Origin of the sequence: Geodermatophilus sabuli (assembly GCF_900215145.1) — a bacterium.
Lineage (GTDB): Bacteria > Actinomycetota > Actinomycetes > Mycobacteriales > Geodermatophilaceae > Geodermatophilus > Geodermatophilus sabuli.
Window position 1 is genome coordinate 1 of the sequence record NZ_OBDO01000010.1, and the last position, 13,875, is coordinate 13,875.

A 13,875-nucleotide genomic window follows, 5' to 3' on the forward strand; every position below is an offset into this window, starting at 1 on the left:
AGAGCCCCAGACCCCCGCCCCCGCTCGGGAGGGCCTCCGGCCCCCCACTCCCAGGGACCACACCGCGGCCAGGTGCCGTCCCCCCGCTGAGGAGACCCCCGCCCCCGCTCGGGAGGGCCTCCGGCCCCCCACTCCCAGGGACCACACCGCGGCCAGGTGCCGTCCCCCCGCTGAGGAGAGCCCCAGACCCCCGCCCCCGCTCGGGAGGGCCTCCGGCCCCCCACTCCCAGGGACCACACCGCGGCCAGGTGCCGTCCCCCCGCTGAGGAGAAGCCGCTGCCTGGCTTCAGCTCCCGACGACGCGCTCCTCGAGCATGCGCTTGACGGTGGCGGCGTCGGCCTTGCCGCGGGTGGCCTTCATGACCGCGCCGACCAGCGCACCGAGGGCCTGCACCTTGCCGCCCTGCACCTTGGCGACGACGTCGGGCGCCCCGGCGATCGCGGCCTCGACCGCGGCGACGAGCTCGTCGGACTCTCCCATGACGGCCAGCCCGCGGGCCTCGACCACCTGTCCCGGATCGCCCTCGCCGGCCAGCACGCCGTCGAGCGCCTGCCGGGCCAACTGGTCGTTGATCGTGCCGGCGGACACCAGGCCGGTCAGCTCGGCCACCTGTCGCGGGGTGATGGTCAGCTCCGACAACTCGACGCCGGCGTCGTTGGCCCGCCGGGCCAGCTCACCGAGCCACCACTTGCGGGCGTCGGCGGGGGTGGCCCCGGCGGCGACGGTGGCGTCGACCAGACCGAGCGCACCGGCGCCGGTCAGCCAGCCCATCTCGGTGGCCGACAGACCCCACTCCTCCTGCAGCCGCGCGCGGCGGGCAGCCGGGAGCTCGGGCAGCTCGGCGGCGAGCTTCTCCACCCACTCGGCGTCCGGCGCGACCGGGACGAGGTCGGGCTCGGGGAAGTACCGGTAGTCGGTCGCCTCCTCCTTGCTCCGCCCCGGCGAGGTGGTGCCGGTGTCCTCGTGGAAGTGCCGGGTCTCCTGCAGCACGCGGCCGCCGCCGTCGAGGACCGCGGCCTGCCGGCGCATCTCGAAGCGCACCGACCGCTCCACCGAGCGCAGCGAGTTGACGTTCTTCGTCTCGGTGCGGGTGCCCCACTCCAGGCTGCCGATCGGCGCCAGCGAGGTGTTCACGTCGCAGCGCAGGCTGCCCTGCTCCATCCGGACGTCGGAGGCGCCGAGCGTCTGGATGATGTCGCGCAGCTCGGTGACGTAGGCGCGGGCGACCTCGGGGGCCTTGGCGCCCGCCCCGGGGATGGGCCGGGTGACGATCTCGACGAGCGGGATCCCGGCGCGGTTGAAGTCGACCAGCGAGTAGTCCGCACCGTGGATGCGCCCGGTCGCGCCACCGACGTGCAGGTTCTTGCCGGTGTCCTCCTCCAGGTGCACCCGCTCGATCTCCACCCGGTACGTCTCGCCGTCGACCTCGACGTCCAGGTGCCCGGCGGTGCACAGGGGCTCGTCGTACTGGCTGGTCTGGAAGCCCTTGGGGATGTCCGGGTAGAAGTAGTTCTTCCGCGCGAACCGGCACCACCCGGCGATCCGGCAGCCCAGCGCCAGGCCGATGCGGATCGTGGCGGCGATCGCCGCTTCATTGGCCACCGGCAGCGAGCCGGGCATGCCGAGGCACACCGGGCAGGTCTGGGTGTTGGGCTCGGCGCCGAAGGTGGTGGCGCAGCCGCAGAACATCTTCGACGCGGTGCCCAGCTCGACGTGGGTCTCCAGACCGATCACGGGCTCGTAGCGGGTGAGGACCTCGTCGTAGTCCACCAGGGTGTCGGTCATGAGGGGTTGTTCTCCTTCGGGCCGGTGCGACCGGTCATCCACGCACCGACCGCGGTCAGCAGGCCCAGGACGATGAAGACGGCGAAGAACGCCTCGCCGGAGACGACCCAGCCGACCAGGCCCACGATGACGACGAACGCGGTGAGGGCCCAGGCGGCCTTGAGCGGCCCGTTCACGCCTGGGCCCCCGCGGTCGCCGCCCGCCGATCCAGCTCGTCGAGCAGTCGGTGCCCGCGGGCGGAGTCCAGCGCAGCCTCGACGGCGGCGGCCACCCGGTAGCAGCGGTCGTCGGCCAGGGCCGGCGCCATGACCTGGAAGCCGACCGGCAGCCCGTCGGACAGCCCGCACGGCACCGAGATCGCCGGCAGCCCGGCGAGGCTGGCCGGCAGGGTGCACAGGTCGGCGGCGTACATGGCCAGCGGGTCGTCGACGCGGGCGCCGATCAGCCAGGCCACGGTCGGGCTGGTCGGGCTGACCAGCACGTCGACGTCGTCGTAGGCGGACGTGAAGTCGCGGGTGATCAGCGTGCGGACCTTCTGCGCCTGCCCGTAGTAGGCGTCGTAGTAGCCCGCCGACAAGGCGTAGGTGCCCAGGATGATGCGGCGCTTGACCTCCGGCCCGAACCCCTGCTCGCGGGTCAGGGACATGACCTCGTCGAGGTGGTGGGCGCCGTCGTCGCCGACCCGGAGACCGAACCGCATGCCCTCGAACCGCGCCAGGTTGGACGAGGCCTCGCTGGGGGCGATGAGGTAGTACGCCGGCAGGGCGAGGTCGAACGAGGGGCAGGAGACCTCGCGGACGTCGGCGCCCATGCTCTCCAGCAGCGCCACCGTCTCCCTCGTGCGGGCCAGCACCCCGTCCTCGTAGCCGTCGGTGTGCCCGTCGCCGCCGAGTTCGCGGACGACACCGACGCGCAGGCCGGCCAGGTCGCCACCGGCGCCCCGGCGCGCGGCCTCCACCAGACCGAGGGTCGGGGCGTCGATGCTCGTGGAGTCGCGGGGGTCGTGCCCGCCGATCGCCTCGTGCAGGACGGCGGCGTCGAGAACGGTGCGCGCCATCGGGCCGGCCTGGTCGAGGCTGGACGAGAACGCGATGAGGCCGTAGCGGGACACCGAGCCGTAGGTGGGCTTGTGCCCGACCAGCCCGGTGACGGCGGCCGGCTGGCGGATCGAGCCGCCGGTGTCGGTGCCCAGCGCCCACGGGGCCAGGCCACCGGCGACCGCGGCCGACGAGCCGCCGGAGGACCCGCCGGGGATGCGCTCGGGGTCCCACGGGTTGCGGGTCGGCCGGTAGGCGGAGTTCTCGGTGGAGGAGCCCATCGCGAACTCGTCCATGTTGGTCTTGCCCAGCAGCACGGTGCCGGCGTCCTTGAGCCGGGCGGCGACGGTCGCGTCGTACGGCGGCCGCCAGCCCTCGAGGATCTTCGAACCGCTGGTGGTGGGCACCCCCTCGGTGACGAAGACGTCCTTGAGCGCGATCGGGAGGCCGGCCAGGGGCCCGAGCTCCTCTCCCGCGGCGCGGGCGGCGTCGATCTCACCGGCGCGGGCCAGCGCGGCGTCGGCGTCGACGTGCAGGTAGGCGCCGAGCACGCCGTCGGCGGCGGCGATCCGGTCGAGGTAGGCACGGGTCAGCTCCACCGAGCTGAGCTCCCCGCCGGCCAGCCGCCGGCCGAGCTCGGCGGCGTCGAGGGTGGTCAGGTCCTGGGGATCGGCCACGCCGGTCACTCCTCGTCGCCCAGGATCTGCGGGACGCGGAAGCGGTCGTCCTCCGCGGCGGGCGCACCGGCGAGGACGACGTCGCGCGGCAGGCTCGGGGTGACCACGTCGGGCCGGGTGACGTTGGTCAGCGGCACGGCATGCGTCATCGGCGCGACGTCGGCGGTGTCGGCCTTGCCCACCTGCGCCACGGCGTCGAGCACCGCGGACAGCTGGCCCGCGAAGTGGTCGAGCTCGTCGTCGCTGAGGGCCAGACGGGCCAGGCGCGCCAGGTGCGCGAGGTCCTGCCGCCCGAGGGGTTCCTTCGGGGAGGGGGTGCTCACTGCGCTGCGGACTCCACTTCGGGGGCGCCTTCCGAGGCCGTGGACGGCCAGGGAACCAACCCCGCCACTGTACGTGGGGCGCCTCCGCTGCCGTCCGGGCGGCGAGGTCCGACCCCGGCGCCCCCGGAGGTCCCTCGACCGCCGCCGGACCGATGGGGGAAGCTGGTCGCACCGCGATCGACGGAGATCGGCCCGTACCTCGAACCCGGAGGACCTGTGTCCTATCTCCTGCGTCTGGTCGTCCCTGACCGTCCCGGCATCCTCGGCGCCGTGGCGACGGCGCTGGGCACCGCCGGCATCGACATCGTCTCGGTGGACGTGCTCGAGCGCGGCGGAGGCGTCGCCGTCGACGACATCGTCGTGGACCTGCCCTCCGACCGGCTCCCCGACAGCCTCATCACGCTGGCCCACGCGGTCGACGGCGTCCAGGTCGAATCGCTGCGGCCGTTCGCCGGGCCGCTGGACACCCACCGCGAGCTCGAACTGCTGGAGTCCCTGGCCCGCGCCGGCGAGGGCACCGCCGTCAAGCTGCTCGCCGCCGAGCTCCCGCGGGTGTTCCACAGCGGGTGGGCGGCGGTGCTGCACGGCGAGCCCGACGGACAGCCGTGCGAGGTCCTGGCCGCCTCCGACGCGGCTCCCGGCTTCGACGGCATGACCCTCCCGTGGCTGCCGCTGCCCGCCGCGCGACTGCTGCCCAGCGAGGAGGACTGGCTCCCCGAGCGCTGGCGGGAGATGGCCATCGAGATGATGGCGACCCCCTTCGGCAGCCCACGCACGGCCGTCGTCCTGGGCCGCTCCGGGGGGCCGGCCTACCGCCGGTCGGAGCTGCTGCGGCTCGTACACCTCGCCGGGATCGCCGCGAGCGTCGCCCACCTGCCGCCGGCCTGAGCCGGCCGGGGCTGCCCGACCCTCCCGCAGCTCTCGACGTCGCCCGCCGGGGCGCCCCTCCACGGCGACCGGCGGGTGGCGCGCCTCCGTCCCCCTGCACACGTCATCCCGACCGGCCGCACGACCGCTTGCCGGGCTACACGGTCGTGACCTGCAGGAATGCGGGCAGAGGCACATTGCCGACCCCACCGTTCGAACCTATGATCGAGAAATGGGAAGGCGGGCAGCGACTGAGCTGACGGAGCCCTCCCGTGGTCCTGCATCCGACTCCGCCTCGCCGTCCGTGGGATGGGCGTCCGGGCCGCTCGGCGCGGTCCAGGCCGCCGATCGCGAGATCGCCCGACAGACCGCGCTGCGCGCGCGTGTGGTGGCGGAGTTCGCCGCGTCACGTCCGGCGACCACCGATCGGCAGCAGGGCGAGCGCGGGGCGATGAGTGCCGAGCGGTGGACCGCCCGGCCCGACGTGCTGCGGGCGGTGAGCGAGTGGGCCGCACCCGAACTGTCCATCGCCGTGAACATCACGGCACGGGCCGCCGAGACACTCACCGACGCGCTCACCGGCGCCCTGAGGGCGCTCACCGACCTGCCCGGGCTGCGCGCCGCCGCGCACTGCGGCGCCCCCACCTGCCGCCGCCGGCCCCTCACCTGCCCCCACGACCTCATCGGCCGCCCCGGCCTGAGCGCACCCGGGCCCACCGACGGCCACCGCCCCGGCGCCGCCCTGGACCGCTTCGTCCGCGCCCGCGACCGCCGCTGCCGCTTTCCCGGCTGCCGCCGCCGCATCCCCCGCGGCGGCGAACTGGACCACTCCCGGCCCTGGCCCGCCGGACCCACCAGCGCCACCGACCTCACCGGCTACTGCACGACCGACCACCGCGGCAGACACCAGGCACCGGGCTGGCGACACACCCTCGCCCCCGACGGCACCCTCACCGCCACCACCCCCACCGGCCTGACCGCGACCACCACCCCGCCGCCGTACTGACTGCGGGTCACACGCAGGGAGGTCAGTCCCCCACGGGCTGCTCGGCCGGAGCCGCAGGCGCCGGCTCCTCGGCTGGAGCCGCGGGCGTGGGCGCGGGCTCGGTGCGGTCGCCGATGGTCGCCACCGCGCGGGCCGCCTCGGGCCCGTCCTCGAGCAGCACGCGGAAGCCGTCGTCGTCCAGGACCGGCGCCTTCACCTGGACGGCCTTGTCGTACTTGCTGCCCGGGTCGGCGCCGACGACGACGAAGCCGGTCTTCTTGCTGACCGAGCCGGTCACCTTGCCACCGCGCTCCTGGATCGCCGCGGTCGCCTGGTCGCGGCTGAAGTCACGCAGCGAACCGGTGACGACGACGGTGACCCCGGTCAGCGGGCCCGGACCGGCGTCCTCGCCCTCGTCGGCCATCCGCACGCCCGCCGCGCGCCACTTCTCGACGACCTCACGGTGCCAGTCGACGGCGAACCAGTCGCGGACCGACGCCGCGATGGTCGGGCCCACCCCGTCGGCGGCGGCGAGCTCCTCCTCGGAGGCCTCGGCGATCCGGTCCAGGGAGCGGAAGTCGCGGGCCAGCGCCTGGGCGGCGGTCGGGCCGACGTGCCGGATCGACAGCGCGACCAGCACCCGCCACAGCGGGACGTCCTTGCGCATCTGCAGGTTCGACAGCAGCTTGCGGCCGTTGGCCGAGAGGGTGCCGTCCTTCTTGGTGAAGAAGGCGGTGCGGCACAGCGCCTCCTCGTCGAGGGTGAACACGTCACCCTCGTCCTGCAGGAGGGAGCTCTCCAGCAGCGCGATCGCCGCCTCGTAGCCGAGCACCTCGATGTCGAAGGCACCCCGCCCGGCGACGTGGAACACCCGCTCCCGCAGCTGAGCGGGACACGACCGCGCGTTGGGGCAGCGGATGTCGGCGTCGCCCTCCTTCTCCGGACGCAGCTCGGTGCCGCACTCCGGACAGTGCGTGGGCATGACGAACTCGCGCTCCTCGCCGGTGCGGGCGGCCGCCACCGGGCCGAGCACCTCCGGGATCACGTCGCCGGCCTTGCGGATGACGACGGTGTCGCCGATGAGCACGCCCTTGCGCTTGACCTCGCTGGCGTTGTGCAACGTGGCCAGCTGCACCGTGGACCCCGCCACCTTGACCGGCTCCATGAAGGCGAACGGGGTGACCCGGCCGGTGCGCCCGACGTTGACCCGGATGTCGAGGAGCTTGGTGGTCGCCTCCTCCGGCGGGTACTTGAACGCGATCGCCCACCGCGGCGCCCGCGAGGTCGAACCCAGCCGCCGCTGCAACGCGACCTGGTCGACCTTGACGACGACGCCGTCGATCTCGTGCTCGACGGAGTGCCGCTGCTCCCGGTAGCGCTCGATGTAGGCCCACACGCCCTCGAGGTCGTCGACCACCTCGTACCGGTTGCTGACCGGCAGACCCAGCTCGCGCAGCCGGTCGTAGGCGGCCGACTGCCGCTCGAGGGTGAACCCCTCGCGCGCGCCCATCCCGTGCACGACCAGCCGCAGCGGCCGGGAGGCGGTGATCCGCGGGTCCTTCTGCCGCAGCGAGCCGGCGGCGGCGTTGCGCGGGTTGGCGAACGGCGCCTTGCCGGCCTCGACCATGCCCGCGTTGACGTCGGCGAACGCGGCGACCGGGAAGTAGATCTCGCCGCGGACCTCCAGCAGCGCGGGCACGTCGGCGCCGGTGAGCTGCTGCGGCACGTCGTCCATGGTGCGCACGTTGGCGGTGACGTCCTCCCCCGTGACGCCGTCCCCGCGGGTGGCCGCGCGCACCAGCCGGCCGCGCTCGTAGAGCAGTGCCACGGCGACGCCGTCCACCTTGAGCTCGCACAGGTAGACCGCCGCCGCACCCACCTCGCGCTCGACGCGGGCGGCCCAGGCGGAGAGCTCGTCGCTGCTGAACGCGTTGTCCAGGCTCTGCATCCGCTCTCGGTGCTGGACCGGGGCGAAGGTCGCGGTGAACCCGCCGTTGACCTTCTGACTGGGCGAGTCGGGGGTGACCAGCGCGGGGTGCTCGGCCTCGATCGCCTTGAGCTCGCCCATCAGCTCGTCGTACTGGGCGTCGCTGACCAGTGGCGCGTCCTGCACGTAGTAGGCGAACGCGTACCGATCCAGCTCCTCGGAGAGGTCGCGGTGGCGGGTGCGCGCCTCGTCGGGGACCTCGGTGAGGTCCTCCCGGTCGGTCGCGGCAGCGACCTGCGGGGCATCGACCGGCGACTCGTCCAGCGCGGCTTCGGTGGTCACGGCGAAACGGTATCCGGCGAGTACGACGGCGAACCGGCGCTCACCCGGCCGTGTGCGTCACTCGGGCAGCAGGTACCGCGCCGCCTCGCGCACGTGGGTCATCGCCGTCCGCGCGTAGCCGGGTGTCGCCCCGGCCAGCCCGCAGGACGGCGTCAGCGTGACCGCGGTGTGCAGCCGGTCGGCCGGGAAGCCCAGTTCACTCCACCACGCCTGCAGCCGGGAGGCGGTCGCCTTCGGCGCGGGCAGCGTCGCGTCGGTGCCCGGGACGACACCGGGCAGCAGGTGGGTGCCGGCCTCGACCGCGGTGCCGATCGCGTCGAGGTCCTGGACCGTCCCGAGGTCGAAGGAGACCGCGCCGGCACCGGCGGCCCGGAACAGCTCCAGCGGCGCCCGATTCGCGCAGCAGTGCACCACCACCGGCACGTCCAGCGCGTCGACGACGGCGGCGAGCTCCTGCTCGACGACGGACGCCTCGACCGCGGCGAGCTTGCCGAAGCCGCTGACCGTGGGCAGCGCGCCCTGCAGGACGGCGGGCACCGAGGGCTCGTCGAGCTGCACCACGACCCGCGCGCCGGGCACCCGTGCGGTGACAGCGGCGACGTGCTGCGCGACGCCCTCGGCGAGGGACTGACCGAGGTCGCGACGGGCGCCGGGGTCGACGACGGCGCGGTCACCGCGGGTGCGCTCCAACCCGGCGGCCAGTGTCCACGGCCCGGCCACCTGCACCTTGAACGGTCCCTCGTAGGCCTCGGCGACCTCGTACAGGGCGTCGAGGTCGCGGGCGAGGAACTCCTGCGCCCGCCGCTGGTCCACGCCGGAGCGCGGGACCAGCCGCCAGCCGGCGGGCGTCAGCTCCACGGCGATCTCGACCAGCAGTGCGGCGCCGCGGCCCACGAGGTCGGCGCCGGCTCCGCGACCGGGCAGCTCGGGCAGGTGCGGGAAGTCGGGGAGCTCGCCGGTCACCGTGCGCAGCGCCTCGGCGGCGTCGGTACCGGGCAGCGAGCCCACGCCGGTCGCGGGCCCCCAGGACGCAGGCCCGGGCCCGGCGTCGGGGGTCGGCTCGATCGGCGAGGCGGGATCGATCGGCGAGGCCACGGGTCCGACCGTAGTCGGCCGGCTCCCCGGCCCCGGTCGACCTAGGCGGGGACCGGGTGGCCGGCGGAGACCACGGTCCCCTGCCCCAGCACGAGGTCGCCCCGCTCGACGTCGGCGGCGTACAGCACCGCCGACTGCCCCGGGGCCACGCCACGCTGCTCGCTGCCCAGGCGCAGCACCAGCCCGCCGTCGTCGGCCGCGCTGACCGTGCAGGGCACCGGGGTGCCGTGCGCCCGCAGCTGCACCTCGGCGTGGAACGGCAGCCGCGGGACCGGGCCGGTCCAGGTGGGCCGGGCGGTACGCACCTCGGTCACACCCGCCTGCTCGGCGGTGCCGATGGTCACCGTGCGGGTCACCGGCTCGATGCCGAGCACGTAGCGGGGCCGGGAGTCGCCGACCGCGACCCCGAGACCGCGGCGCTGCCCCACGGTGAAGCCGTAGGTGCCGCCGTGTTCCCCCACGGTCGCGCCGGTGGCGGCGTCGACGACCGGTCCGGGCTGCTCGCCCAGCCGCCGGGACAGGAAGCCGCGGGTGTCGCCGTCCGGGATGAAGCAGATGTCGTGCGAGTCGGCCTTGGTCGCCACCGCGAAGCCCCGCTCGGCGGCGATCTCCCGGACCCGCTGCTTGGTCATCGACCCCAGCGGGAAGACCGCCCCGGCCAGTTGCTCGGCGGTGAGGACCGCGAGCACGTAGGACTGGTCCTTGGCCGGGTCGACCGAGCGCCGCAGCTGACCGTCGGCCAGCCGCGCGTGGTGCCCGGTGACGACGGCGTCGAAGCCCAGCGCCTGCGCGCGGTCCAGCACCGCGGCGAACTTGATCTTCTCGTTGCAGCGCAGGCACGGGTTGGGCGTGCGTCCGGCCGCGTACTCGGCCACGAAGTCGTCGACGACGTCCTCGGTGAACCGCTCGGCGAGGTCCCAGACGTAGAACGGGATGCCCAGCTCGTCGGCGACCCGGCGGGCGTCGTGGGCGTCCTCGACGCTGCAGCACCCCCGGGCGCCGCTGCGCAGCGTCTGCCGGTCCGGGGAGAGCGCCAGGTGCACTCCGGTGACGTCGTGGCCTGCGTCCACGGCCAGCGCCGCGGCGACCGCCGAGTCCACGCCGCCGCTCATGGCCGCGAGCAGGCGCACTACCGCCGCCCCAGTCCGGCCCGCCGGGCGCGTTCCACCACCGGCCCGATCACGTCGAGCACCGCGTCGACGTCGGCGTCGGTCGACGTGTGACCGAACGAGAACCGCAGCGAGCTGCGCGCCCGGTCGGCGTCGGCACCGACGGCGAGCAGCACGTGGCTGGGGCGGGCGACCCCGGCACTGCAGGCCGAGCCGGTGGAGCACTCCACGCCGCGCGCGTCGAGCAGCATGAGCAGCGCGTCGCCCTCGGCCCCGGGGAAGGACAGGTGCGCGTTGCCGGGGAGCCGGCCCGGCCCGCCGGCGACGACGTCGTCGAGGGGGGCGCCGTTGAGCTGGACGTCGGGCACCTGCGCCATCACCCCGGCGACCAGCCGGTCGCGCAGGGCGGACACGCGCACCGCCCGCTCCTCGCGGGTGCGCACCGCCGTCGACGTGGCCACCTGCAGGCCGACGATCGCGGCGACGTCGAGCGTCCCGGAGCGCACGTCGCGCTCCTGGCCGCCGCCGTGCAGCAACGGCGTGCACTCCGCGTCGCGGCGCAGCAGCAGCACCCCAGCCCCCATGGGGCCACCCAGCTTGTGCCCGGTCATGGTGAGCGCGTCGACGCCGCTGGCGGTGAAGTCGACCGGCACCTGACCGACCGCCTGCACCGCGTCGGTGTGCAGGGGGACCCCGACCGCGTGCGCGACCTCGGCGAGCGCGGCGAGGTCGCTGACCGTACCGATCTCGTTGTTGGCCCACATGACGCTGGCCAACGCGACGTCGTCGCCGTCGCCGAGCGCCGCACGCAGTGCCTCGGGGGTGATCCGCCCCGTCGGCTCCACCGAGAGCCAGGTGATGTCGGCGCCGTCGTGCTTGGCCAGCCACTCGACGCTGTCGAGGACGGCGTGGTGCTCGGCGGGGCTCACCACGATCCGCCGGCGGCGGGAGTCGGCGTCGCGGCGGGCCCAGAACAGGCCCTTGACGGCGAGGTTGTCGCTCTCGGTGCCCCCACCGGTGAACAGGACCTCGGATGGGCGCGCGCCCAGCGCCTCGGCCAGGCGCTCGCGGGCCTGCTCGGCGGAGCGACGCGCGGCGCGGCCGCTGGCGTGCAGCGAGGAGGCGTTGCCGACCCGGCCCAGCTGCTCGGTCATCGCAGCCAGGACCTCGGGCAGCATCGGCGTGGTCGCCGCGTGGTCCAGGTAGGTCATGACGCCGCCAATGTAGTCGTGGGCCCGGCGACGCCCTCCTCGGCCGGGGCGGCGGCCCGCGGGGCCACGACCGCGCCGACGAGGGCCAGGCCGGTGAGCGCCGCCGCGGCGACGGCGACCGCGCCGGGCAGCGGCAGCAGCGCCGCGGTGGCCGCGGCGACGAGCACCCCGACCAGCCCGACGCAGAGGGCCGCCCCGGTGACGTCCGCGATCTGGAACGCCGCGGAGTCCGCGCCCCGGCGGTGCTCCGGCGACTGCGCGAGCAGCAGCACGCCGACGCTGGGCATGCCCAGCCCCATCCCGAGCCCGGCCACCGCCCACGTCGCGTAGGCCGGCCAGCCGCCCACCCCCGGGACGGCGACCAGCGCGCTGGCGCCCACGCCCACGGCGAGCAGCACGAAGCCGACCCGCAGCAGCCGGGCCCGGGACACCGCGGGGTGTCGCCCCTGCAGCTGGGACGCCGTCGCCCAGCCGACGGCGCCGGCGGTCAGCGGGAGGCCGGCGGCGGTCGGGCTGAAGCCGTGCAGCTGGGTCAGGGCCAGGGGCAGCAGCACGTCCATCCCGAAGAACGCCCCGGCCAGCAGCCCGCGGGCGCCGACGACGGCCGGCAGCCCGGCCCGCGCGCGGACGACGCCGGCGGGCAGCAGCCGCCGCAGCCCGAGGGCGAGCGCGACCAGGCCCCCAGCCGCCAGCGCCGGTGCGGCCAGGTCCAGCCGCTGGCCGGCGACCTGCAGGGCGCCGATCCCGATCCCGGCGAGCGCCGCCCAGGCCGGTCGGGCACGCCCGCCGGGAGCCCCCGACGACGTCGGCGCGGCGAGGTCGCGCAGCGCCGGCAGCACCAGCAGCACGCTGACCGTGACCAGGGGCAGCAGGCCGAGGAACACCCAGCGCCAGCTGGCGTGCGTGGTGACCAGCCCGGCGAGCACCGGCCCCACCAGCGCCGGGAGCACCCAGGCCGCGGAGATCGCACCGAACAGGCGGGGTCGCAGCGACGCCCCGTAGGCCTGCCCGGCGACGACGTACAGCGAGACCGCGATCAGCCCGCCACCGAGACCCTGCACGGCCCGGGCGGCCACCAGCAGCGCCATCGACCCGGCCAGACCCGCGGCGAGCAGCCCGGCACCGAACACCGCGACACCAGCACCCAGCGCCGACCGGGGGCCCCGCCGGTCACCGAGGTCGCCGCCCACGACCATCCCGATGACCGAGGCCACCAGGTAGGCACTGAACGGCCAGCCGTACCAGGCCAGCCCGTCGAGCTCGGCGACCACCGTCGGCATCGCCGTCCCGACGGCCATCGCCTCGAACGCGACCAGGGTGACCAGCAGGAGCAGACCGGACGTCGGCAGCCGGTGCCGACGGTCGAACAGCCCCGCCGCGGGTGCCTCCACGTCCACCTCCCCGCCAACCGTCGCCCGCGGCTCCGGCTTCCCCGACACACCGAGCGCCGGCCCCGTCGGACGGGACCGGCGCTGGGTGTGGCTCGCTGCCGGGGCCCGCGCCGAACGCCAGCGGGGCGTGGGGGGCAGCGAGGTCCTCTACTTGCGGGCGGTGATCAGCTCGGTGGCTGCGGGGACGACGGTGTTCAGGTCGCCGACGATGCCGAAGTCGGCCAGCTCGAAGATCGGGGCCTCGGGGTCCTTGTTGACCGCGACGATGGTCTTGCTGGTCTGCATGCCGGCCCGGTGCTGGATGGCCCCGGAGATGCCGACGGCGATGTACAGCTGCGGGGAGACGGTCTTGCCGGTCTGCCCCACCTGGAAGGTGTGCGGGTAGAAGCCGGAGTCCACCGCCGCCCGGGACGCACCGACCGCGGCACCCAGGGAGTCGGCCAGGCCCTCGATGACCGAGAAGTTCTCCGCCGAGGCGACCCCCCGGCCGCCGGAGACCACGATCGCGGCCTCGGTCAGCTCGGGGCGGGAGGACTTCTGCTCCACCACCCGGTCCACCACGCGGGCGGCCTTCGCGGCGTCGGACAGCTGCACGGTCACGGTCTCCTCCGCGGCCGCGGCCGGCGCCGGGGTGGGGGTGACCGAGTTGCCGCGCACCGTGTAGATCGGGGTGCCGGCGGTCACGCGCGAGTGCACGATCGTCGCCCCGGCGAACGCGGTCTGGGTCGCGGTGCCGTCGGGGGCGATCTCGGTGACGTCGGTGAGGAACCCCGAGCCGGTCTTGACCGCCAGCCGGGCGGCGACCTCCTTGCCCTCCGGAGAGGAGGGGATCACCACCGCCGCCGGTGACCTGTCGGCCACCAACTGCGCCAGCACCTCGGCCTTCGGGGCGACCAGGAAGTTCTCGATGTCGTCGGACTCGGCGACGTACACCTTCGCCGCGCCGTACTCGGCCAGCTGCTCGCGCGCCTCGGCGGCCGAGCCGGGGGCGCCGGCGACGACCGCGGACGGCTCGCCGAGCGCGCGGGCCGCGGTCAGCGCCTCCAGGGTGATCTTGCGGACGCCGCCGCCGGCCGGGTTGCCCTCGACCAGGACCAGGACCTCTGCCATGACTGCTCTCGTCTC

12 protein-coding genes are annotated in these 13,875 nt (G+C 75.2%); 2 read left to right on the plus strand and 10 right to left on the minus strand.

From position 1 onward, the window contains the following. Positions 1 to 286: 286 nt before the first annotated feature. From gatB to gatC, 4 genes are read right to left on the minus strand one after another with little or no spacing between them, the layout of a single operon-like run. Complete coding sequence (gene gatB / locus CRP39_RS20070; protein ID WP_097208176.1) at positions 287 to 1,786, minus strand: Asp-tRNA(Asn)/Glu-tRNA(Gln) amidotransferase subunit GatB; 1,500 nt, start codon at positions 1,784 to 1,786, stop codon at positions 287 to 289. Beyond that, positions 1,783 to 1,962 carry a hypothetical protein gene (locus CRP39_RS20075; protein ID WP_097208177.1) on the minus strand — a complete coding sequence of 60 codons (180 nt, stop codon included), beginning with the start codon at positions 1,960 to 1,962 and terminating at the stop codon, positions 1,783 to 1,785. Before CRP39_RS20075 ends, gatB begins: the two co-directional genes overlap by 4 nt. After that, positions 1,959 to 3,500 carry an Asp-tRNA(Asn)/Glu-tRNA(Gln) amidotransferase subunit GatA gene (gatA, locus tag CRP39_RS20080; protein WP_097208388.1) on the minus strand — a complete coding sequence of 514 codons (1,542 nt, stop codon included), beginning with the start codon at positions 3,498 to 3,500 and terminating at the stop codon, positions 1,959 to 1,961. Before gatA ends, CRP39_RS20075 begins: the two co-directional genes overlap by 4 nt. A 5-nt stretch (positions 3,501 to 3,505) precedes the next feature. Then, entirely contained in the window at positions 3,506 to 3,823 is a 318-nt protein-coding gene (gene gatC, locus CRP39_RS20085) for an Asp-tRNA(Asn)/Glu-tRNA(Gln) amidotransferase subunit GatC (RefSeq protein ID WP_097208178.1), read from the minus strand. Positions 3,824 to 4,039: 216 nt separating this feature from the next. Here gatC and CRP39_RS20090 point away from each other — a divergent pair, with 216 nt between their 5' ends. Then, positions 4,040 to 4,711 carry an ACT domain-containing protein gene (locus CRP39_RS20090; RefSeq protein ID WP_097208179.1) on the plus strand — a complete coding sequence of 224 codons (672 nt, stop codon included), beginning with the start codon at positions 4,040 to 4,042 and terminating at the stop codon, positions 4,709 to 4,711. A gap of 283 nt (positions 4,712 to 4,994) precedes the next feature. Further along, entirely contained in the window at positions 4,995 to 5,696 is a 702-nt protein-coding gene (locus CRP39_RS27265) for an HNH endonuclease (protein WP_183358955.1), read from the plus strand. A gap of 22 nt (positions 5,697 to 5,718) precedes the next feature. Here the strand turns inward: CRP39_RS27265 and ligA are convergent, their stop codons facing one another. The 6 genes from ligA to CRP39_RS20125 form a co-directional block, all read right to left on the minus strand. After that, a complete protein-coding gene (ligA, locus tag CRP39_RS20100) occupies positions 5,719 to 7,944 on the minus strand; it encodes an NAD-dependent DNA ligase LigA (protein ID WP_245853987.1) in 2,226 nt (741 codons plus the stop codon). Between the two features lie 57 nt (positions 7,945 to 8,001). Beyond that, positions 8,002 to 9,039: a methionine synthase gene (locus CRP39_RS20105; RefSeq protein ID WP_097208180.1), complete on the minus strand. Its 1,038-nt coding sequence runs from the start codon at positions 9,037 to 9,039 to the stop codon at positions 8,002 to 8,004. A gap of 41 nt (positions 9,040 to 9,080) precedes the next feature. Then, complete coding sequence (gene mnmA / locus CRP39_RS20110) at positions 9,081 to 10,169, minus strand: tRNA 2-thiouridine(34) synthase MnmA (RefSeq protein WP_097208181.1); 1,089 nt, start codon at positions 10,167 to 10,169, stop codon at positions 9,081 to 9,083. After that, complete coding sequence (locus tag CRP39_RS20115; RefSeq protein WP_097208182.1) at positions 10,169 to 11,359, minus strand: cysteine desulfurase family protein; 1,191 nt, start codon at positions 11,357 to 11,359, stop codon at positions 10,169 to 10,171. The genes mnmA and CRP39_RS20115 overlap by 1 nt, the downstream gene beginning before the upstream one ends. Then, positions 11,356 to 12,750, minus strand: a complete 1,395-nt coding sequence (locus CRP39_RS20120) for an MFS transporter (RefSeq protein WP_245853988.1) — start codon at positions 12,748 to 12,750, stop codon at positions 11,356 to 11,358. Before CRP39_RS20120 ends, CRP39_RS20115 begins: the two co-directional genes overlap by 4 nt. Positions 12,751 to 12,897: 147 nt before the next feature. Continuing rightward, positions 12,898 to 13,860: an electron transfer flavoprotein subunit alpha/FixB family protein gene (locus tag CRP39_RS20125; protein WP_097208184.1), complete on the minus strand. Its 963-nt coding sequence runs from the start codon at positions 13,858 to 13,860 to the stop codon at positions 12,898 to 12,900. Positions 13,861 to 13,875: the final 15 nt, after the last annotated feature.